This window comes from Leptospira interrogans (assembly GCF_900156205.1).
Lineage (GTDB): Bacteria > Spirochaetota > Leptospiria > Leptospirales > Leptospiraceae > Leptospira > Leptospira interrogans.
This window is the reverse complement of record NZ_FTNA01000033.1, coordinates 18,851-40,000: the sequence shown is the minus strand read 5'-3', so window position 1 is coordinate 40,000 and position 21,150 is coordinate 18,851. Positions and strand designations below refer to the sequence as shown.

The window sequence follows — 21,150 nt, the reverse complement described above, 5'->3', positions numbered from 1 at the left end:
CTTGATTCGATTGTATTGTAAATACAATTCGGTTAGATTGTGTAGTTGTCCGATCTCACTAGGAAGAGTCGTGAGTCTGTTATGAGACAAATCCAACATCTGTAAGCCCTTTAGTCGTCCGATTTTTTCCGGAAGCGCATCGAGTTGATTCGTATTTACGTTTAGGATGACCAACTTCTTAAGTTCCCAGATTTCTTTGGGAAAGATTTTGAATCGATTTTGATTTAATAGTAACGATCTCAAGTTTTGAAGCCGTGCGATTTCCTTAGGAAGAACTTCAAACTCGTTATTGGCTCCTATATCCAAACTTCTTAAATTCCTGAGTAATCCGATTTCTTTAGGAAGACTTTTAAGCTGATTGAGACCTAATGACAGATGTTCTAAATGTTTGAGACGAACGATTTCTTTCGGGAGGGCTACGAGGCTGGTATCGTATAAACTCAAACTCCGTAGATTTTTGAGCCTTAATATTTCTTTTGAAAAAAGGGGGAATTGTTGATATTCCAAGCTTAAACTCAGAATCTTTAGAGGTTGTTCCAAAGCCAGATTTAAGTTTCGATAGGTTTCACCCTCTTCTACATCTCTCAAATCTATGTCGCAATCGGGGAGTAGCGCTTGAATCTTTTTTCTCTCTTTGGATAGAAGCGGGTTGATAAGTAAATTTAAAACCTCTAAATCCTGAAGCTTCTCCATTTGTCGAGGGAGAGTTTTGAGTTGATTGTTTTCCAAATATAACATTCGCAAATTTTGCAAGTTTCCTATCTCCTTCGGAATTGAAGCGAGCTTGTTTCCACTCAAATTGAATATCCATAAGTTTTCTAAGGCTCCGATTTCTTTCGGAAGAATTTTGATCCTGTTGTTTTCCAGATTTAGTTCTTCCAAAAGTTTAAGTTCGCCTATTCCTTCCGGAAGAGTTACGAGCCGATTTCCACGTAAGTCCAATTCTTGGAGATTCTTTGATTTTTCTATTTCTTTTGGAAGGGTTGAAATTCTATTATTCTCCAGTCGTAAGATTGTTAAATTTTCAAGCTCCCAGATTTCTTTAGGAACGATTGTTAGTTTATTACCATTCAAATATAATTCTTTTAAGTTTTTCAGTTTGTTTATTTCGCGCGGAAGAACAGTGATCCGATTTTCCTCCAGTTTCAAAATTTCTAAATATTCGAGTTCCCAGATTTCTTTGGGAAAAACCGCAAATTTTTGCCGACTCAAATCCAAGATGCGAACGTTCGACGAAGAAAACGAGGACGCGTGTTCAAGCGCTTCCTTTAGATTGGTAAACGTCTCATAACCATCGTTTGCCTGAAGTTGAACGGAAAACAGACCAAAGACAATCGTCAAAAAAATCCGAACATGTCGTCGGAAACCGAAGAACATAGATCGATTCCTATTTAAAGCCGTGTATTGTATTTTCATAATCGATAAACTAGAAAGAATTACAGAATAATCCTTCATGGTCGAAAAGAGCGATCGAATGATAACTTAGACCGAAAAACTTTTATGCGGAGGGAGAGATTTAGGGAAAGATTTTTACCTCGAGTTCAAAAACCCACGGACATTCCCAAATACAAACCTTGTAGAATATCGTGGTTCCCGGAACGGAACATATGCAATATTGGCGCGCTGGAATTCTCGCTTATAAAAGGATCCAAAGAAGAAGTCTGTAAACGAATGTCCGTTTGATGAAACGAATAATAACTGAAGTACGAATAGATATAATTGTATCCTACAAAAAATTTCACCGAATCAAAAACGCGATACCCCAATGAAACGTCTAGTTCGTAACCCCGATAGATTCCTTGAGCGCCTGCGGTCCCGGCTGAAACCGTGATCGACTCCAAGGCGAGCGCCTGTGGTTTGTAAAATCGGGTCCCCTGCGTATAAAAAAGATCGGCCGCCAAACCGAAGGACCAATTTTCAGCGAAACGATATTCGGTCCGAAATACGAACTGCGGTCCGTATGTGTAGAAGTATTCCTGATATGCCCCTTCGCGTAGAAAGTAGCCGTATTTATATTTATTGATGTTCCGGATTCCTGCGCCTACGAAAAGATCCCAATTTGGATACAAATTTAGAATTTTATAATAATTTAATTCTGCTTCGGACCTTAACATAGGATTAAAATATTGTTTGCGAGTCTCGTATCCTAAAGTACCGGATTCAATAACATTCGTATTGGGGTTTGCCAATTCGATTTCGTAGGCAGAAACCTCGATCCTAAATTTCTTTTCCAACTGGTCATATCTAAATACAAGAGGTATTAAAACTTTCTGATTTTGTTTGATTGAATCCGTTTTGATTGTTGTTTCTAAAATAGAACGTTCTGTATAAGAAGTATAATCATACGGAGTCCATCGATACGTCTGACGTTTGATTAATAATTCAAATGTGTTTTTTTTATTCTCTTCAGCTTGAGATAAAACAGAACTTGGAAAGAGTATATAAAAGATTAAGAAAATAGAAACCTTAAATCCTTTTTGCCAAATCGAAAAGTACGAAGTTTTTTTTAACATCGTTTTACCTCTCACCCACTTTCATATCTCTACATGATAATACATTATGAATTTTAAAACAAATCCAACTTTTGTAAATTCTGCTGTTTTCCGATTTCTTTGGGAAAAGTTTTGAAACATCTTTATTAAGTTTTAAGTTCAACTTCTTCTGCTTGAATCTCGCAAATGGGACAGATAAAAATTGATTCTTGCTTAAATTCGATTCTTCTAATTTTTGAAGTTGTTCGATTCCTTGTGGAAAAGTTTCAAGACGATTTCCATATGAATCCAACCGTTATTCGGAATGACATACCCCTCCCTACCAGCGTAATGTATGAAAAGCTTGTTAAGCAGAACGTCTTAAATATTTCTCCGGAGCCAAAACCCCCGAGTGAACGATACGGTCTTTCCGATTTGTAGAAGATTCTCCGTGGGATTATATTTGGAGGAAATTAAAGAATCCTAATAAACTTCAAAAATTATTTTACATTTTAGTGGAAGTAACTTTCGAATCCTTTCTTGTTCTTTGAGTGAAAGTTGATTATTCTGTAAATACAACCATTGTAAATTTTGTAGTTGTCCGATTTCGGTAGGAAGGGTTGTGAGTTGGTTATTCCGTAAATCCAATGTTTGTAATTTTTTCAGTTTTCCAATTTCCTTAGGAAGAACTGTAAATTGATTATCATTTAAATCCAACTCTTGTAAATTTTGTAGTTGTCCGATTTCGGCAGTAAGGTTTGTAAGTTGGTTACGCTGCAAATTCAATGTTTGTAAATTTTCTAATTTTCCGATTTCCTTAGGAAAAGTCGTGAATTGATTAACGCTCAAATCTAACTTTTGCAATTTTTTCAGTTGTTCGATTTCGGCGGGAAATATTTTCAATGTATTTTGATGTAAACTTAACCTCTGTAAATTCCGCAGTTGCCCAATTTCTTTAGGAAGTCTTTCCAATTCGTTTGCTTCTAAATTCAAAGCTTCTAAATTCTTCAGTTGGCCGATTTCAGAAGGAATATTTTTAAGACCATTTAAGCCTAAGGCTAAATACTTTAAATTTTTAAGTCGGCTAATTTCTTTCGGAAGAGTTGAAAATCCACAATCGTATAAATACAACTCTCGTAAATTTCGAAATTTCAAAATTACTTTTGGAAACAATTGAGAAAAATTTTTGTATTGAAGCCTCAAGTCAAAAACTTTTAAAGGTTCTTCCTGAGCCAAATTTAAATTGCGATAAACACCGTCCTCTGCTACTTCTCTCAAATCAAGATTACTATCTGGAAACAACTTTTGAATTCTTTTTCTTTCTTTTAATGAAAGGGGATTCATTAGCAATTCCAAATCTTGCAGATTCTGTAGTTGTCCGATTTCCTTAGGAAGAACTGTGAGTCGGTTATTCACCAAATTCAATGTTTGTAAATTTTTTAGCTGCCCCATTTCTTTAGGAAGTGCTGTGAGACGGTTTTCAGGTGAACATAACGTTTGCAAATTCTGTAGTTGTCCTATTTCCTTTGGAAGAACTGTGAGTCGGTTATTCCGCAAATACAACTCTTGTAAATTCTGTAGTTGTCCGATTTCGACAGGAAGAGTTGCGAGTTGGTTATCCTGCAAATTCAATGTTTGTAAATTCTGTAATTGTCCTATTTCTTTTGGAAGTATCGTGAATTGGTTATTCTGCAAATCCAATGTTTGTAAATTCTTCAATTGACCAATTTCCTTAGGAAGTGCTGTGAGTCGGTTCTCAGATAACCATAACTTTTGTAAATTCTGTAACTGCCCTATTTCCTTTGGAAAAGTAGTAAGTTTGTTTTTATACAAACCCAACTCTTGTAAATTTTGTAACCGCCCTATTTCATTAGGAAGCATTACAAGCCGGTTCTCAGATAAATCCAAACTTTCTAACTTCTGTAGCTCTACTATTACGGCAGGAAAAGTTGCGAGTTGGTTATCACGTAAATCTAATTCCTGTAAATTCTTTAATTGTTCAATTTCCTTAGGAAGTGTTGTGAAATTTTGTCCACTCAAATCCAAAACTCGAACATTTAAAGGATTTTGGAGCGCTTTTGTTAAATCCATATAAGTTCCTGGTTTTACTTCGTCTGCTTGAATCTCGCAAGAAAGAGTAATGAGAAACAAAAGACCAATTGTAATCTTTTGTAAGTAAATCAACGTTATGCGAAAGTTCATAAAGGTTATCCGGATTGGAATTTAATTAAATTGGAAGACAAGTTTCTAAATAAAATGAAAACGTCATTCAATTTAAACGTTCTTTTTAAATTTCTATTCGTTTTTAAAAGAAGATCCCAGAAATCTTTATCTTTGGTTTTAAATCTAATAATTTTTCATTCTATTCTATTTAACTTAACTTAAAGTTCAAAAGAAAAGAGAAATCTTATTCAAAATCGAATCTCACAATTTGGAAGAAGCTTTCGTATTTTGTCCAGCTCTTGCGGCGGAATCGGATTTTCATACAAAGTAAGTTTCCGTAAATTTTGAAGTTGTATGATTTCGTCCGGGAGTGTCGCTATTTGATTATGCTGCAAATGTAATTCAGTTAGACTTTGTAATCGACCGATCTCACGAGGAAGAGTCGTAAGTTGGTTATAATTCAAATACAACGTTTGCAAGTTTTTCAATTGCTCAATTCCTTTAGGAAGGGTTTTGAGTCGGTTAGAACCCAAATTCAATACTTGCAAATTTTCCGGTTTTCCGATTTCCTTTGGAAGAGTTGTGAGCTGGTTACTACTCAAATTCAATACTTGCAAATTCTTTAGTTGCCCAATTTTCTTAGGAACTGTTTTAAATTGGTTATAACATAAATCCAACATTTGTAAATTCTTTAGTTGTTCAATTTCTTTAGGAACTGTTTTAAATTGGTTATAACATAAATCCAACATTTGTAAATTCTTTAGTTGTTCAATTTTCTTAGGAAGAGTTGTAAGTTTTTGTTCACTCAAAATCAAAATTCGAACATCCAAAGAATTTTGGAGCGCTTCTGTTAAATCCCTATATGTTCCTGGTTCGTCTTCTGGTGCTTCTGCTTGAATCTCGCAAGATAAATAAATGAGAAATAAAAGGAAGATTGTTATTTTTTGTAAGTAAATCAACGTTATGCGAAATTTCATCGTGGATTCTCCGCAGGATTTTATTCTGAATCGAAGGGTAAAATCCATTTTGTAGAGATTGGAGCACGTCATTCAATTTGGACATTCCTTTTTGAATTTTTGTTTGCGTTTCAGAAAAGATCGAGGAAATATGATTCTTCGGTTTAAAATTTGAAAATCTTTTATTCTATTCAATGTACTACTCGTGCGTATGAAAATGACACCGAGTCATTAACGATCAAGTTTGCGAAAAAATAACGATACTTAAAAAATGCCGCAAATTCGGGATTACGACATTTAGAATGGATTCAAATTTTTGAAACAATCTAATCCAAGTATTCTTTTTATGTATCCAAATAGTAAGGCCTACCTAAAGTTCAAAAGAGAAAAGTAATTTATTTCCAAAACAGATATTACAATTTTTAGATTTTGTTTTTTAACTTATTTACGTTTCTTTGATACATTTTAAAGTTCATCCTAGATATAGCGGAATCTGAAAAGGTTTTTTCAAATTCCTGTTCGTTTAGAGTTAAAATCGATTCCGGATTTTCTTTTAAATAAGACCGAACTTTAAATTCTTCTAATCCAGTTCTAATTCCTTTTTTAAACGCTTTTACTCGATTCCAAGGACACACGTCTTGACATATATCACAACCCACAAGCCATCCGTATGTATCCGGAATTTCTTCCGATCCATCCTCTAAAGTATGATGAGAGATACATTTTCCAGCGTCGATTTGATAGGGTTTTAATGCTCCAGTTGGACACGCGTCTATACACGCCGTGCAGGTTCCACAACGATCTTTTATCTGAACCTGAGTGGTATAAATCGGCAAATCAGTAAGTATGACAGTGATAAAAAAGAAAGATCCAATTTCTGGATGAATCAAATTCGTGTTTTTTCCCTTCCATCCAAGCCCTGCAAGTCTAGCTAAAACTTTCTCAGGAACTGGCAAAGAATCTACACCTTGACGAAAATGATGATTCGGATATTTTTTTTGAAGAGCTTTTATCAAAGGTTTTGCATGTTTTCTCAATACTCTGTGATAATCTTCGCCAACCGCATATTTAGAAAATTGAAAAGTCATTCCGCTTCGAATTTTTTCGTATTCCGGATCATTGTAAATCGCTCCGAGTACAATTACGGACTGCGGATCAAAACCCAGATTCTTAAAATCTAAACGAAGATCCATATTCTTAGGATACCATTCCATATTTCCGTGTTTGTGCTCTTTTACCCATAGAAGAATATTTTCTCTATCTTCTTCCGGAATGTTGGCTTCACAAATCCCATAGAGATCAAAACCAGATCCTTCAATCAAAGTTTTAAATTCGGAAATTATTTCTTTACTTTCGATCATAAAGTGTATATAAATTGAATATGCAAAAAGAATTATCAGAAAATTCTAATTTTACTCGCAAGGATTTAACAATCTTTGCAAAACCTCCAATTTCCATTTCTCGTTCAGACTTTATAACAGCAGCTCGACTTACTCTATCATCAACAAACATAAATTTTGCGACCTCAAATCCTTCGGAACAACGAACTCTTAAAAATAATCGTAAATTTTCTAAACAAATCATCTTTGCCTCCGTCTTAGGAGCGCTTAAAGGTTTTGAAGAAAGAGATTTAAAACCATTTCATGTAAATCATAAACCTATTTTTACGGAAATTGGTTCTGAAATTTTAAATACAGAATTCAATCCAATTTTAAACGAAGATAAAATTCAAATTCTTAAAAATGCATTCGACTATGGAATCCGTAAAGTATATCACTTAGAATGGAAACTATATACATCCAAGGAGCTTTATTAAAATTCTATCATTGTTTCTTTTCGAATGTTTCAATAGTTCACTTTTATAAAATAGATTTTTCATTTTTATGACAACCGCAAAACGATAATTTTATTCAAAAAATCAAATTCAAAATAATTCACACATTTTAGGAATAAATCTACAAAGTCTAACTTCCAACTTTTTTTCAGAAAAATGAACTCCTTACATCGAACAACAACTTTATAATATTCAATTCTATCAAGTGCTGCCAACAAAATTGAGAAATACGTTCAAACCATTCGTTGATAAAAATTCTAAATATTTTACAGTAAAATCTAGATTTGTAAGAGTTCCCACATTTTTATAAAGCTCATCTGTAAATCACGATCTTAAGTAATTTTTAAATTCTATTTTTCAAGGAAAAATTCAGTTTTATAAAGGTTGTTTCCTAAAATCGAATTGCTCTATTTTAACGCGAATTCAATGTAAAAAAAAATTTCTAAAAATATGAGCTTCTACATTTTAGAATTTGTTCGTAGAATTGTGATTTGCAGCAGTTCCTACAATTTTTATAGAAAAACCTAAATTTTTATGGTAGTTCCCACACTTGAATACGACAGATTCAATTGTTATAAACTTCTATTTTATAAATTGTGGTAGTTCCCACATTGAAAGAGAATCGATCTGTAAAGTTCAGATTCCGACTTTTTCAGAACCATGAGTTCCTTAACTCGAACTCACGTTAATTTAATATGAGTTCGATGGTTGAGATTTGCTTTACAAAAGTCCGATTTTTCTGTAAAAAAAATAAATGTGGGAACTACTACGAAAATTGAACGACATTAAAACTGTTCGAAAGTTTGTAAATTACCAAATATGAACTAATTTGTAAGAACTACTGTATTTTATTAAAAATTTCTAAAGAATATCACGTAAAATTCTTTAAGGTTTTGGAATAAGCTTTTAGAATCATTTTATACTTTTAAGTTCGAGTATTGTAATCCGACAAAAGATCATGTATTTCACTTTTTCAAAATGAATTTTTATACTGCGTAAAACAAAATTCCCGCAAAACTAACCAGTACGACCGCTTCTAAAATTCCGACTCCTACGTTTTGATCTCTACTGATTTCTTCCTTTAAAGTACTTCCGGGTAATATTACAGCGTCTGTCAAAAGTCTAACCGCAGGTATAACGAGTAGTCCAAGTATAAAATCCAAAAAAATCTGAAACAGAGTATGCTCCATCGACACTGGATCTTTGTGAAGCGCCCTCGCAATAATGATCCCAAGAGCGACTAACGCACCACTGTAAGAAATTCCAGAAGCTAAATTTTCTTTTTCTTTTAATTCCACATCTAAGGAATAAGGTACAATTTTTCTATACGCAATCGTAAATAAAATGAGTGCTATTTGACCTACGATAAAGAATACGATTCCTAATAAGGTTCCATCTAAAAGTTTCTGAACCGGTTCCAAAAGACCCGAATTTTTCCAAATCGAAAACGCAAGCCCCGCATTCTCTCCGCTGAGAGAAGCCGCTATAATGATCGAAGAAGCAAGGCTACTTCCAAATACTACGGCTCCTACGGCTACATTTCTTCCGGAATAAACGAGTTCATTAAAATCCAAACTCCGAAAGATCAACTTATCATTAATAAAATAAGATAGATTGAGTAATAAAATTCCAAGAATCCCATAGTATAAAACCTGAAAACAATCCGAAATAAAATCCGTACCCGGAGAAGATAAGATTACAAGCAGAATCAGAGTAAGTCCCAGATAATAACCGGACAAACCGGTCGATACAGCGGTATTGTTCTTAATTACAATTTCCTGATCTAGATCTCCAGGTTCGATCCAGTCTTTGATTTTTTTACCAATATAAAATAGAATAAAACTGATTAAAAAAAATACTGCGTCTCTACCCAAAACACTCAGATAACCAAGTATCATTTCCATGAACGACAGATTAATCGGATACGGTTAAAATTTCATAGCCTTTTTCGGTGACTAGAACCGTATGCTCAAATTGAGCGGACCATTTACCGTCCCTTGTAGTCACGGTCCAATGATCTTCTTTAGAAAAGTTTACCTGCCAAGTTCCCAAATTCACCATCGGCTCCACAGTAAATACCATTCCAGGTTCTAGCTTAGCGAGTTTACGATTCTGACGAAAATGGGGAATCTGAGGATCTTCATGAAAACCTCTTCCAATTCCGTGCCCCATTAGATCTCTTACAATTCCGTACCCTTTAGGAGTAAGAAAATCATCGATTGCATTTGCAATATCATGAACACGATTTCCAGGCCGCACTTGTTCGATACCGATAAACATCGCTTTCTCGGTATCTTGAACTAGAGTTTTAACCTCAGAACTTGTATTACCTCCTACGATAAACGTACGAGATGAATCCCCATGATAACCATCTAAAATAGGAGTTACATCTATGTTGATGATGTCCCCTTCTTTTAAAACTTCATTTGCTTTGGGAATTCCATGACATACAACTTGATTTACAGATGTACAGATCGACTTAGGAAATCCTTTATAACCGAGCGGGGCGGATCTTGCCCCGTGCTTTTTAGTAAACTCCTCACAAAGATCGTTCAACTGCAAAGTAGAAACACCCGGTTGAACGTAAGAGGAAATATAATCCAAAAGCCTAGCGGCCAGTTTCCCAGCCGCTCTCATTTTTTCGATTTCGCTCTTGTTCTTAATAAAGATCAAATCGAATTAGAAATCTGTCGGGCGAACAGTACTTCTTTTATTGGATTCAGTGCGTTTCACCGCATCGTCGATCAGTTGGTGAATTTTTTCATTCAAACCGTCAATCGCATCTCCGGAAGTCATAAATCCTTTAGACTTGATATAAGCCTTTACTTTACTTGTTACGATCAGGGTTTCCCTTTCGACATTCTTTCCAGCCATTGAGTTCTTCCTCTCTGTCTTAGTTTTCTTCTTTTGTGCCATCTTCAATATTGCTCCGGTTCATGGTCGTCCAGTTTGTTTTTGTTCCGTTTTCGATTTCAGTTTGCATTCTTTTTAGAAACCCGGAAAAAGAACAACCTTTTAGAACTTTCCCCTTCGCGACCTTACCTTTGTTTTAAAAAAAATGATACCATAACTTTAAAAGCAGATCCAAATTCCGATCACTTGAATCCGATTCAAAATAAAATGAGACATAGAGCTCGCGTTAAAAGCCGTCAAGAAATATTTCATTTCTTTTTAATAGACTCACTTTGTAGAATCGTATTCACTAGACCAGTCTCTAAATTTAATTTTTCCGCAATCGTTTCAGCAGGCCATTGAAAGTTATGATACAAATTGAGTACGGTAGCCTTCTTTCTTTGAATCAAATGATCCTTAGAAGAATCTTTAGACTTACCAGAAGTAACGTTGTCTACCGCATCTAAAAAGCCAGAAAGTTTTTCAAACTTATCGTCTGCTTCTCCTAAAAGTCCTTCCAAGTCATCCTTAACGACCATAGCTCCGTTCTTCAAATCTTCCATACGATGTTGTAAGGTGGAAATTTGTTTATGTCTTTCCGAAAGATCTACCATCAAATCTTCTATCTTTTCAAACTTAGCTTCTACAGAACGAATTTCTTCTTTTTTACGGAACAAAGACTCGATTCGGTCATCTGTTTTACGAACCGTTTCTGCAATTTCCTTTTCTCTCGCCTCTAGAATTTCAACGTCGTTTTGAAGAGAATAAAGTTTATTTGCAATACCTTTGGCAGATTCTTTATGAGTTTCCGTTTCCTCAAAAAGTATCTTTACTTCTTCACGAACTGATTCTAAAGTTTCCAGTCTGGAAGAAAGATCACCAAAAGTTTCTTCCATTTCGAGAGCCTTTTCACCGGCTTCCAAAAGTTTTGTAAATGTATCTTGCCATTCAGAAGATCTTCTTTGAAGTTCCTCAAAATCAGATCTTAATAGATCCGAAGATTCTTTGATAGAATGAAAAGAATCCAATTTGAGTTTGAGATCTTCGGTTTCGTGAACGAGAGAATATTTTAAATTTTGTAATTCGTTTAATTTTTGACCGAGTTCGTTTAACAACGGAGTTTGTTCGTCAGCTTTAGAAAGTAATTCTTCCATCGTTTGAATATAAGAATCGGTCCGATCAACGATCTCGCTGGCTTTTTGAAAGAGTTCCATCTTCTCTCCGAATTCATCCATCTTATCGGTAATTTCTTCCACGGAAGAACGTAAGTTTTCGGATTCTTCTTGGATTTCAGAGATGAGATTCTGTTTTGAATTACGAATTTCCTCTAAATCTTTTTTCAGATTCATTTGAAGTTCTTTATATTCCATCATCGAACCATCAAATTCCTCCTTACCTGAACGAAGAATTTCCTGAGCGGCGGTTTCCATCTCATACAACTGATTTTGAAGTTGTTGTTGAAAACCTTTCATCTGATCGTCGTTATCTTTGCGGGAATTTTTTAGAGATTCTTCTAAATTCTTTTTCACATCTAGAATGTATTTACTAATTCTATCTTCAAGCTGACCCAATTGAAGCTGACCTTTATCCATCAAAGAAGTGAGTTGTTTAGAAATTTTAGAATCTATAGTTTCGTTTAAACGACTGATTTTTTCCTCTTGTTTTTCAAAAAACACTTCTGCGGAATCTCTCAAACGATCTAACACTCGTTCGGCGTCTCTACTTGAATTTTCGAGACTTGATTCTACGTTATTTTTAATTTTTTCGGCGTGGATTTCCAAAACCTTTTCGTTCTTTTTAACGATCTGTTCCATCTTATCGATGGTTCCGGAAAACTCGACTCTAAGAGTCTGTAAAATTTCGTTTCCTTCTTCCTTAATATGACGCAGAGATTCTCCAAGACGATCCGAAACTAAATCCCCTTCTTTTTGAAAATTGGATTTATAACGGGAAACAAATTCTTCAATTTTATCTTTTTGAATCGAATATTCATTTTTAAACTCTTCTAAAAGCCCTTTTCCTTCTATATGAACGTCTCCTAATTTTTCTTGAAGACGGCCCATTTGGTCCTGTGCGTTTAATCGAATATTTCCGAGTTCCTCTTCCCAATAACGACTTAAATTTTCAAATCGTTGATCGATTTTACGAACTTCTTCGTCTACGGTTCCGGAAAGAAGATCTATTTTCTCCTCCACTTGCGCCACCAAATCACCTGCGCTGGACTCCAGCGCGGCTTGAAGATCTCCAAGATAAGAATCTACGTCTTTGATCCGAGTAGAAATCTGTTTATCCAGTGTTTCGATGGATTGACGCACAACCTCTAAGTCTTGTCGGATCAGAGCAGATCTTTCAGAATGAAGTTTAGAAAGTTCTAAATCAAATTCTTCTTTAAGAGAAACGATTCCCTGAATCGTCTTTTCTTTAGCGTCTTCTTTTGCTACTTCAAGGGTAGAATGAAATTCCTTGAAGCCTAATAAAATTTCTTTTTTCAAAACGTCTGAGTCGTTTCTCAGATTGCTACTGATACGATTGAACTCTTCTTCGAATGTATCGATTTGACGTAACAATTCAGACTTACGTGCATCCGCCTGGCGAAGAAGTTTATTTTCTGCTTCTAAATATTTTTCTTGGAAAAATTGAATGGATTCATTAATCGATTCTGCCTGACGTCTGGTTTCATTGAGAATTTCGTCTCTACGAGTCATGGTTTCCAAACTCATTCCCTCGATTTCTCTACGGATAGAATCCACTTCCAATTTGACACCGTTGATAAACGCTTCCTTGGAATGAGTCACTTGTTCTAAAATTCGATCTAACTTTTCTTGAGAAGATTTTTCGGCGAGTTTAGCCATTTCCTCTAGTTTATGATCCGCAGCTTCTGTTTTTTCCTCGATGCGCAAATCCAAACGTTCCAACTTATCGCTTACAGTTAAAAATATAGTTTGTAACTTTTCCGATCTAAGATCCCAGTCTTCTTCTTTATTTCGAATGGTTTCAAAAAGGGACGTTATTTCTGAACGAAGTTGTTCTACTCTCCCAACGGATTCACGCATTAAAGAATTGGAATGTGCTTCCAGACCTTCTTTATAATTTACCGCGATTGAATTTAAACCTTGATCGATCTTATCGTTTTTAATTTCCAATAGTTCTTCTAACTCTACAATTTTAGAAGCAAGAGATTGTAATAGTTCGTCAGAACGAAGATTCACCTTATCAGAAAAAACTTCTAAGATTGCCTCTGCTTCGGAACGTAAGTCCAAAATTTTTTGATCTAAAAGTTGGATTTCTTTTTTGCCGGACTCCATTCTAAGAAGTCCTTGTTGAATCGCGTTGGATTCTTCTCTGATTTCGGAAGAAAGTTGTACTACCTCTTTGAGATCACGCGCAACCGAATCTAAAAAGTCTCGATTGGTTTTGATAGATTCCAGCAATTGTCTGGATTCTTCATTGAGAGAATGTACTTCGTTTGCAAGTTTACGAGTTTGTTTAAGACTAATTTCTAAATCAATTCCAGCGTCTTTTACGGAACCAATTTTTTCGAGGGCGATACCGTTTAATTCTTCCTGAACTTTTCCGGTAAAACGTTTGATCTGACTGAGTTTATAGTTGGATTTATCCAGCCTTCGGAGAAGGATTGTAATTCCCACGCTAGCTATAAACGGTAGGAGTAACTCTATTCCCATTGAATTTTATTTACCTATATAAGAAGAACTCGTTATTTTGAAAAAACTCAGGAAGCTTTTTTTCATGGAACAGAAAAAATCCTAAAACATAAATTTATGTCATCATCCTAAATTTCAAAGTTTGGATGTTTTTAAAAAAGCCTATCTCTTGAGCCGTAAAAATCCCCAAAAACATTATGTCTCATCAAATTACAATTGACTATTCGAAAGATCGTAAAAAGAGCAAGAAAAAATTAAGTTATGCTTAAAAAAAAGCCTTATTCCGGTTTTTCGTCTGTTTATGACGCAGTGATGAAAGAGGTAGATTACAAACGTTGGTCAGAATTTATACTCTCTTCTTATGGAAACTATTCAGAAAAAATTCTACCAAAAACGATTTTAGATCTGGGATGTGGGACCTGCAGACTCTGGGAAGAATTTCCAAAAAACATACTATTTACTGGAATTGATATAAGCGCGGAAATGCTTGAAATCGCCCAAAAAAAAGAGATTTCTGGAGAATGGATTTGTTCCGATTTACTCAATTTAGATCTAAAGGAAAAAAAATTCGATCTTATACTTTCCACACACGACACTCTCAATTACTTAAAAAACGAAGCCGATTTGAAAAAAGTTTTTTCTAAAGTACGAACCTACCTAAAACCTAAAGGGCTTTTCTTTTTTGATCTGAGCAGTCTTTATAATTTTAAAAATCATTTCGACGGACATAAATTCATAGAAAGAGTTGGAGATTATAAAATAGAATGGAAAAATCGATTTCTAAAAACTTCAAACGTTTTAGAATCCACACTCACCTTCTCTCATAAAAAATCCAAAGAAGAATTTTCCGAAACTCATAGACATACATATTTCCCAAGGAATACGATTCGAAATCTACTTTTAGAATGTGGACTTATACTTTTAGAAGAAGGTTCCGATTATAAAGATTGGATTATTGAAGAAGATGCTTCTCTTGTAAATTATCTATCTGGTATTTCAGAAACCAATTTACTCAATCGACTTCATAAACATAAGTTTTAAGACACTCAATTCTTACGTCAAAATCTAACAGAAAGGGAATAGAGTTTTCATTTGAAAGTATAAAACTCTAAAAAAATCGTATGTCTAAGTTTAAAATCGATGGAAAGTCCGGAAAGGTAACGATCGATACCGTTGTAATCGACGGTTATGATAAAATTTTCGATGAAGTAACTCAAAGCGCATCCAAGGGCACGGTTTTAGACGTAGAGTTTCTTTTAGAAGCGGTAAAAAAAATAACTTCCAGTGGAATCGCAAAATTACTAACTGTAAAAAACAGAATGGATCACTACGGTGTAAAAATGAAAATCAAACACTTAAGTCCGGATCTTTTAGAAGTTTTAAAAAAATTTAAAGTGGATGATAAATTAGGACTTTAAAGTTTTTGAAAAAAGATTGCTTCCTTCTGTAAACTTCTGGAAACCTACGATAAATTCTGATGGGAACGATTTCAGTCAGTCAACTTTCAAAATCCTTTGCCAATAAAAACGCTGTTTCCGGTCTTAGTTTTGAAATTCCCAAAGGAAGAATTACCGGTTTACTTGGACCCAACGGAGCCGGTAAAACTACCACCTTAAGATTGTTAACCGGTTCCCTACATCCAGACGAAGGAACAATTCGATACGACGGTTTTGATTTTTATGAAAATAAAATTGAAATCCAAAAAAAGATAGGTTATCTTTCCGAGTCTTCTCCTATTTATTGGAATCTTACAGTTTTTGAATATCTTTCCTTTTTGGGAAAGGCAAAAGGAATTTTCAAAAAAAATCTAAAAGAAAAAATCGATTTTGTTTCCTCACTTTTACAATTGGAAACGGTTCTCCACAGCCCAATCGGTTTTCTTTCTAAAGGATTTCGTCAAAGAATCGCCTTGGCGGGAAGCTTAATTCAAGATCCTGAATATATATTTTTGGACGAACCCAGCTCTGGTTTGGATCCTATTCAAATTGTGGAATTTAAAAAGCTGGTCCGTATATTAGGAAAAACGAAAACAATTCTTTTTTCTTCTCACGTTTTACAAGAAATAGAAGAACTATGCGATCACGTTCTCATTTTATACAAAGGAAAATTGATTTCCGATCATCCTTTAAATTCTATCTCTCAAAATAGACCCTGTCTAATATTAGCAAAAACAGATCCTGAAACTTTTAAAAGTTTTTTTTCGCTTACCGATTACAAAATAGAAACTACCGGAAGAACGGAAAATTATTTTTTAGAATTTAGAATCCAATCCGAAAAATTATCTTCGGAAGAAATCTTTCAAATTTTAAAAAACGCAAGTTTTCCGATTCGGTCTATAAACCCTGAAAAAAATTCCTTAGAATCCGTTTTCAAATCTTTAACGACAAACAAACCAAATGAGACTTTTAGAATTTAGTAAAACATTTTTTTTGAATATTCAAACCGTATTCTGGAAAGAATTTTCAATCTATTTTAATTCTTCTGTTGGGTCAATTTTTGCTTCGTTTTTTTTATTTTTGACCTCTTTTCTATTTTTTTTCGGATTGGGAGAAGGTTCTTTCTGGGATTTTAAATCGGCAAGTATGGAAATGTATTTTTTTTGGATTCCGATTTTATACGTAATTTTTATCCCTGCTCTTTCGATGCATCTTTGGTCAGAAGAAGAACGTTCCGGAACCTTAGAAATTCTTTTCTCTCTTCCTTTAAAGGACATAGAATTGGCGTTCGGAAAATTTTTAGCGGCTTGGAGTTTTTTAGGATTTGTTCTTTCGTTTACTTTTTTAATTCCTGCCACGATTTTTTATTTGGGAGATTTAGATCTAGGAACGACGTTTGTAGGTTACTTAGGAATTTTTCTTTTAGGTGGGGCCAATCTTGCTTTAGGAAGTTTTGTATCTTCTTTGACCAAGGATCAAATTAGTTCCTATTTATTAGGACTCATCTTTTGCCTTTTCTTTTTTTTATTGGGGTATAAACCATTTCTCCAATTTTTAGGAACCGGTCAAATTTCTTTTTTTTCCCTTTCCAAACATTTTGAACCGTTTCGTCTCGGAATTTTAGATGGAAGAGAAGTTTTCTTTTTTGTCAGCTTTATTGTTTTATTCGTATATACAAATGTTTTAATTTTAAGGTCCAAACGATGATCTCCAAAATCAGAACGTTACTAATTCGTTTTAATTCTAATCCTTTATTTTTAGTTTCTCAGGCTTTTCTTATATTTTTATTTTTAAATTTAATCGTGTCTAAATTTAACTGCAAAAAGGATTTTTCCCGATCTGGTCGTTTCGAAACCAGCGAAAGTACTCGTAGAGTATTTCAAAAATTACATTCTCCACTTTATATAGACGCATATTATTCTTCTAAAATTCCAGTAGAATACAAAGTGCGCCTAGATATAACCAAAGAATTGTTAAATGAAATCGCTTCTCTAGGAAATAAAAATGTTATATTACGTTTTTATGATCCTAGTGAATCTGTAGAAATAGAAAAAAAAGCGATCGAAGCAGGGATTACGCCACAAATCTTAGAAAAAAAAGAAAGAGGTTCCTCTCAAATTAAACAAGTTTTTTTAGGAATGACCTTAACTTTAGGAACCGAAAAGAAAACGATTCCATTTGCATTTTACGCAGAAGAAATAGAATATCAAATTCTAACAACTCTTAGAAAAATGATTCGTAAACCGGAAGACGTAAAAATCGGAATTCTTTCACTTCCGGAAAGTTTGTCCACCGTATTCTCTGGTTTTGAAAATGGAAAAGATACGATCGGAATTTTTACCGATCAGATTTTAAAAGAAGAATACGGAATCGTTCCGGAAATTCATATCGAGGAAGAAGAAATCCCGGATTCAATTGGTACTCTTCTTTGGATAGGCGGAGGAACCTTATCCGAAATATCTTCTTACAGACTAGATCAATTTTTAATGCGAGGAGGAAATTTAATTCTTCTTTTTAAATCCATGGACTTCCGTTTAGCACCTTCGAACCGAAAAAACGGAATCGGAATAGACTCAATCAGTCCCGGAATCGCAAAACCTACCTCCTATATCGAAGAGCAAAATCGTATTTTCGAATATTATGGTTTTAGAGTGAATACAGATTTAGTCTTAGATCCAAATCATTCTCTTCCCATAAGTTCTTTGACGGAAGTAGAACCGGGAATAATAGGAAAATACGCCTACCCTCTTTGGATTCTTGTCGGAAGTTCTGACCAAATGTTAAGCGAAGTGAGCCAATTCACAAGTCCGTTTCAAAATTTACTTCTGCCCTGGATATCCAGCCTAACACTTTTTCCGGATAAACAACCTAAGGTAAAAATGGAAACAATTCTTTCCTCTTCCGAAGAAGCGGAAATCCGGTCTTCGGTGATAGCAATCGGTGAAAAACAAATCCTTGCGAATCCAATTCAAAGCGGGGGCAAAAAAATCGTTTTGGGTGCAACGTTAGAAGGAAGTTTTAAGTCTCGTTTCGATTCCATTCCAAAAACATTTAAACAATCGAATTCTTTTCTTAAACAAACTTTAGAAGGTAAAACCACTAAAATTCTTGTAATTGGATCCCCTTACTTAGTATCCGACCTATTAGCTCTTCCGGAAACAAGAAAAATATATCAAGAATCGAATATTCCATTTTTATTAAATTCTCTAAATATATCCGAAGGGGACACGGATCTGATAGAAATCCGTGGAAAAAAATCTGCTTTTTTAAAACTCAATCCGTTTTCTGAAACAGAAAAAAATATATTCAATTTTATAAATATATTTGGAATTCCGGCTCTTTTAGGACTTTATACGTTTTTAAGAATACAACGTAGAAATTCCCCAAAAAACAAAAACTTTTTACCATGAAACTTTTGAAAAAAATTTTTACTACAATTTATAACTTCATAAAAAAGGAAACCGCCTTCAGCCTAATTTTAACAAATGTAATTTTATGTTCTATTTATATTCTTACCTCGGATCCTTTCGGATTTTTTCAAAAAACGTATTTGAACGCAGACCCATTTTTCCCTTTCAAAAAAAACGAAATCGATAGGATCCAAATCGGTAGAAAAGGACACGAGACGGTTCTTAAAAAAAACAAGGGGATCTGGTTTGTACAAGTTCGGGAAATCGAAACAAGACCCGATTTAGAAAAAACTTTTTCTTTTTTAAACACAATTTTAAGGATCAAAAGATTCACTAAAATTTCTACAACCACTGATCCTAAAAAATTCGGTTTTAACGGAGAAGAATTAAAATTGGAAATTCAAACCGAATCAGGAGAAATCGGAAAATTAGATATAGGAATTTCTGAAAACGGAACCTTTGTAAAGGAACCAAACACTGGAGAAATCTGGATCGTAAAAGAAAATTTAAATTCTCTTTTAGGACGTGGGAACGAAAATTTTTTCTTTTCTCGTTTTTTATTATCTGAAAACATAGATATACAAGAAATTCATACTATTCTAATCTATAATTCACAAAATAAAAATACAACTCTCAAAATAGAACAAACTAAAAATGGAATCTGGAAACCACTTTCTTCCGCTTCTTTTTTTTGCCCAGGCGAAGACTGTTCCAGAATCGTACATAAGATCTTTTCGTTAAAAGCAGAGAAAGTTTTAAAAAAACCGTTCGAGGAAAAAATAATTCCTCTAAATTCCAAAAAACATTTTAAAATCGAAATACATTTTCGTTCGGATCAAAACTCATTTTTGGTTTTAGAATGGATTGGAAACACCATCCACGACGAACCCGTATTTCGCTCGGATTCAGATTCAATTTTATACGTAGTAGATCCAGAATTTTTACGAGAATTTCGGGAAACTTCCGAGAATAAAAATTTTTTTATAGAAGAATCAGATCCAATTTAAACTCTGTAAAATCTATATTCAACTTCTAGAATATTTTATCAGGTTTTAAAACTTCAAAAAAACAAAAACAATCTCTTTTAGATGTTTTTAATAAAATGCAACAGCTCCCACAAAAAACGTTACATCCGAATATTTATGAATTTTTGTATGAGTTTATACATTTTGAGAAACACAGTCAATGATGTTAGATTTTAGTACAAGTTCGCTATCATCAAATAACCAGAAATTTAATTCCGTGTTAAAAAAAATTTCAAATAAATAAAAGAATTAGAATCAAAAGTAAACGATGAGTTATTTTAAAATCCTATTTTCTATACAAAAAATTTTAGAACGACGTAATCATCACAACGCAGATCCGACTGATTCTCTATTGACATCCTAAGGGCCTTCCATTTTCTTTCATAAGAAAACTAAAAATTAGGATGAAAGTATGGCTTTGATCGAAGAATTTGAATCTCAAGGAAATTTTCTATTTCGTTGGAGATCTTATATCCCCGGAATCATCTTAGTTCTTTGCCTCGGACTTTTACCATTTTATCAATTTCCTGGGAATTCTTATACTTATCATTTATACTACCAATCTTTCTGTTTTACAATCAGCCTTTTGGGACTTTCAATACGTAGTTTTGTGATCGGCTATGCACCCGCAAGGACTTCGGGAAGAAATACAAAAGAACAAGTTGCAGACTTAGTCAACCAAGAGGGGATTTATTCTCTCATCCGTCATCCTTTGTATGTTGGAAATTTTTTAATGTATTTAGGTGCCGTTTTATTTTTAAAAAATTTTTTAATCGCATCCGTATTTATTCTTTTTTTCTGGGTATATTACGAAAGAATTATGTTTGCAGAAGAACAATTCCTGCGTAAGAAATTCGGAGAGGCTTATCTTTCCTGGGCGAATTCCGTCCCTGCATTTATTCCTAAATTCAGTGGTTATAAAAAACCTGCCCTTTCTTTTTCAATTCGAAATGTAATCAAAAGGGAATACCCGAGTCTTTTCGGAATTTTAGTCATATTTAGCGTTTTTGATTTAGTGGCAGTTTACTTTAACGAACCAGTCAGTAATTTTATGGAAGCGATTCGTCTTCCTCAAATCATTCTGTTTGGCGGAGGATTTATTTTTTACATCTTAGTAAGAACTATTGTAAAAACTACAAAACTTTTGCATGTAGATGGTCGTTAAAATAATCTCTCGAACCAACTACCTAACATTGAGTTAAAAAACCAAGTGGACATTAATTTTTTAGCCGGAATCATTTCAGATTTGAATTTGTAATTATTTCGGCAAGATATATTTAAAAAATCTAATTTTAGAAAAG

18 protein-coding genes (1 of these 18 running past the window's edge) are annotated in these 21,150 nt (G+C 34.0%); 8 read left to right on the top strand and 10 right to left on the bottom strand.

The genetic code is table 11. From position 1 onward, the window contains the following. The 6 genes from BW942_RS18350 to queG form a co-directional block, all read right to left on the bottom strand. Positions 1–1,377, bottom strand: the 5' portion of a protein-coding gene (locus BW942_RS18350) for a leucine-rich repeat domain-containing protein (protein ID WP_000464839.1). 126 nt of this gene lie to the left of the window's left edge; the window shows 1,377 of its 1,503 coding nt (coding positions 1–1,377); its start codon is at positions 1,375–1,377; its stop codon lies off the left edge, out of view. A 164-nt stretch (positions 1,378–1,541) separates the two neighbouring features. Continuing rightward, a complete protein-coding gene (locus BW942_RS18345) occupies positions 1,542–2,513 on the bottom strand; it encodes an LA_2444/LA_4059 family outer membrane protein (RefSeq protein ID WP_000915026.1) in 972 nt (323 codons plus the stop codon). Between the two features lie 4 nt (positions 2,514–2,517). Continuing rightward, positions 2,518–2,784, bottom strand: coding sequence for a hypothetical protein (locus tag BW942_RS18340; RefSeq protein ID WP_000378927.1), 267 nt, complete (start codon positions 2,782–2,784; stop codon positions 2,518–2,520). A 170-nt stretch (positions 2,785–2,954) separates the two neighbouring features. Continuing rightward, complete coding sequence (locus BW942_RS18335) at positions 2,955–4,673, bottom strand: leucine-rich repeat domain-containing protein (protein ID WP_001011270.1); 1,719 nt, start codon at positions 4,671–4,673, stop codon at positions 2,955–2,957. A gap of 209 nt (positions 4,674–4,882) precedes the next feature. Continuing rightward, the gene (locus BW942_RS18330) at positions 4,883–5,659 is read right to left on the bottom strand and encodes a leucine-rich repeat domain-containing protein (RefSeq protein ID WP_000348059.1); all 777 of its coding nucleotides are present in this window, start codon (positions 5,657–5,659) and stop codon (positions 4,883–4,885) included. 353 nt (positions 5,660–6,012) lie between these two features. Beyond that, positions 6,013–6,951: a tRNA epoxyqueuosine(34) reductase QueG gene (gene queG / locus BW942_RS18325; RefSeq protein WP_000572974.1), complete on the bottom strand. Its 939-nt coding sequence runs from the start codon at positions 6,949–6,951 to the stop codon at positions 6,013–6,015. Positions 6,952–6,971: 20 nt separating this feature from the next. On the opposite strand from queG, the gene BW942_RS18320 reads away from it, so the two are divergent. Further along, positions 6,972–7,406 carry an LIC_11502 family protein gene (locus tag BW942_RS18320; RefSeq protein WP_001168400.1) on the top strand — a complete coding sequence of 145 codons (435 nt, stop codon included), beginning with the start codon at positions 6,972–6,974 and terminating at the stop codon, positions 7,404–7,406. Positions 7,407–8,410: 1,004 nt separating this feature from the next. Here BW942_RS18320 and BW942_RS18315 read toward each other — a convergent pair. The 4 genes from BW942_RS18315 to BW942_RS18300 all read right to left on the bottom strand — a co-directional run bounded on the left by BW942_RS18315 (position 8,411) and on the right by BW942_RS18300 (position 13,999). Further along, positions 8,411–9,328, bottom strand: coding sequence for a DUF350 domain-containing protein (locus BW942_RS18315; RefSeq protein WP_000425207.1), 918 nt, complete (start codon positions 9,326–9,328; stop codon positions 8,411–8,413). 10 nt (positions 9,329–9,338) lie between these two features. Further along, the gene (gene map, locus BW942_RS18310) at positions 9,339–10,097 is read right to left on the bottom strand and encodes a type I methionyl aminopeptidase (protein ID WP_002077265.1); all 759 of its coding nucleotides are present in this window, start codon (positions 10,095–10,097) and stop codon (positions 9,339–9,341) included. A 6-nt stretch (positions 10,098–10,103) separates the two neighbouring features. Beyond that, entirely contained in the window at positions 10,104–10,298 is a 195-nt protein-coding gene (locus tag BW942_RS18305) for a hypothetical protein (protein WP_000907541.1), read from the bottom strand. A 287-nt stretch (positions 10,299–10,585) separates the two neighbouring features. Next, positions 10,586–13,999 (bottom strand): SpiroCoCo family coiled-coil protein, encoded by a 3,414-nt coding sequence (locus BW942_RS18300; protein ID WP_000510657.1) that lies wholly within the window; start codon positions 13,997–13,999, stop codon positions 10,586–10,588. A gap of 240 nt (positions 14,000–14,239) precedes the next feature. Between BW942_RS18300 and BW942_RS18295 the strand changes: the two genes are divergently transcribed. From BW942_RS18295 to lmtA, 7 genes are all read left to right on the top strand, one after another. After that, a complete protein-coding gene (locus BW942_RS18295; protein WP_000914158.1) occupies positions 14,240–15,019 on the top strand; it encodes a class I SAM-dependent DNA methyltransferase in 780 nt (259 codons plus the stop codon). Between the two features lie 80 nt (positions 15,020–15,099). Then, complete coding sequence (locus BW942_RS18290) at positions 15,100–15,396, top strand: STAS domain-containing protein (protein WP_000032804.1); 297 nt, start codon at positions 15,100–15,102, stop codon at positions 15,394–15,396. 59 nt (positions 15,397–15,455) lie between these two features. Further along, positions 15,456–16,394, top strand: a complete 939-nt coding sequence (locus BW942_RS18285; protein WP_000536762.1) for an ABC transporter ATP-binding protein — start codon at positions 15,456–15,458, stop codon at positions 16,392–16,394. Then, entirely contained in the window at positions 16,375–17,121 is a 747-nt protein-coding gene (locus BW942_RS18280) for an ABC transporter permease (protein WP_001237713.1), read from the top strand. Before BW942_RS18285 ends, BW942_RS18280 begins: the two co-directional genes overlap by 20 nt. After that, positions 17,118–18,824 carry a GldG family protein gene (locus tag BW942_RS18275; RefSeq protein WP_000623945.1) on the top strand — a complete coding sequence of 569 codons (1,707 nt, stop codon included), beginning with the start codon at positions 17,118–17,120 and terminating at the stop codon, positions 18,822–18,824. The genes BW942_RS18280 and BW942_RS18275 overlap by 4 nt, the downstream gene beginning before the upstream one ends. Continuing rightward, positions 18,821–19,831, top strand: a complete 1,011-nt coding sequence (locus BW942_RS18270) for a DUF4340 domain-containing protein (RefSeq protein ID WP_000771030.1) — start codon at positions 18,821–18,823, stop codon at positions 19,829–19,831. Before BW942_RS18275 ends, BW942_RS18270 begins: the two co-directional genes overlap by 4 nt. Before the next feature lie 430 nt (positions 19,832–20,261). After that, positions 20,262–21,014, top strand: a complete 753-nt coding sequence (gene lmtA, locus BW942_RS18265) for a lipid A Kdo2 1-phosphate O-methyltransferase (protein ID WP_001173879.1) — start codon at positions 20,262–20,264, stop codon at positions 21,012–21,014. Positions 21,015–21,150: the final 136 nt, after the last annotated feature.

Coding starts and splice junctions, on each gene's coding strand:
- BW942_RS18345 (WP_000915026.1), bottom strand. CDS start 2,513: ATGTTAAAAAAAACTTCGTACTTTTCGATTTGGCAAAAAGGATTTAAG.
- BW942_RS18335 (WP_001011270.1), bottom strand. CDS start 4,673: ATGAACTTTCGCATAACGTTGATTTACTTACAAAAGATTACAATTGGT.
- BW942_RS18330 (WP_000348059.1), bottom strand. CDS start 5,659: ATGGATTTTACCCTTCGATTCAGAATAAAATCCTGCGGAGAATCCACG.
- queG (WP_000572974.1), bottom strand. CDS start 6,951: ATGATCGAAAGTAAAGAAATAATTTCCGAATTTAAAACTTTGATTGAA.
- BW942_RS18320 (WP_001168400.1), top strand. CDS start 6,972: ATGCAAAAAGAATTATCAGAAAATTCTAATTTTACTCGCAAGGATTTA.
- BW942_RS18315 (WP_000425207.1), bottom strand. CDS start 9,328: ATGGAAATGATACTTGGTTATCTGAGTGTTTTGGGTAGAGACGCAGTA.
- BW942_RS18305 (WP_000907541.1), bottom strand. CDS start 10,298: ATGGCTGGAAAGAATGTCGAAAGGGAAACCCTGATCGTAACAAGTAAA.
- BW942_RS18300 (WP_000510657.1), bottom strand. CDS start 13,999: ATGGGAATAGAGTTACTCCTACCGTTTATAGCTAGCGTGGGAATTACA.
- BW942_RS18295 (WP_000914158.1), top strand. CDS start 14,240: ATGCTTAAAAAAAAGCCTTATTCCGGTTTTTCGTCTGTTTATGACGCA.
- BW942_RS18290 (WP_000032804.1), top strand. CDS start 15,100: ATGTCTAAGTTTAAAATCGATGGAAAGTCCGGAAAGGTAACGATCGAT.
- BW942_RS18285 (WP_000536762.1), top strand. CDS start 15,456: ATGGGAACGATTTCAGTCAGTCAACTTTCAAAATCCTTTGCCAATAAA.
- BW942_RS18280 (WP_001237713.1), top strand. CDS start 16,375: ATGAGACTTTTAGAATTTAGTAAAACATTTTTTTTGAATATTCAAACC.
- BW942_RS18275 (WP_000623945.1), top strand. CDS start 17,118: ATGATCTCCAAAATCAGAACGTTACTAATTCGTTTTAATTCTAATCCT.
- BW942_RS18270 (WP_000771030.1), top strand. CDS start 18,821: ATGAAACTTTTGAAAAAAATTTTTACTACAATTTATAACTTCATAAAA.
- lmtA (WP_001173879.1), top strand. CDS start 20,262: ATGGCTTTGATCGAAGAATTTGAATCTCAAGGAAATTTTCTATTTCGT.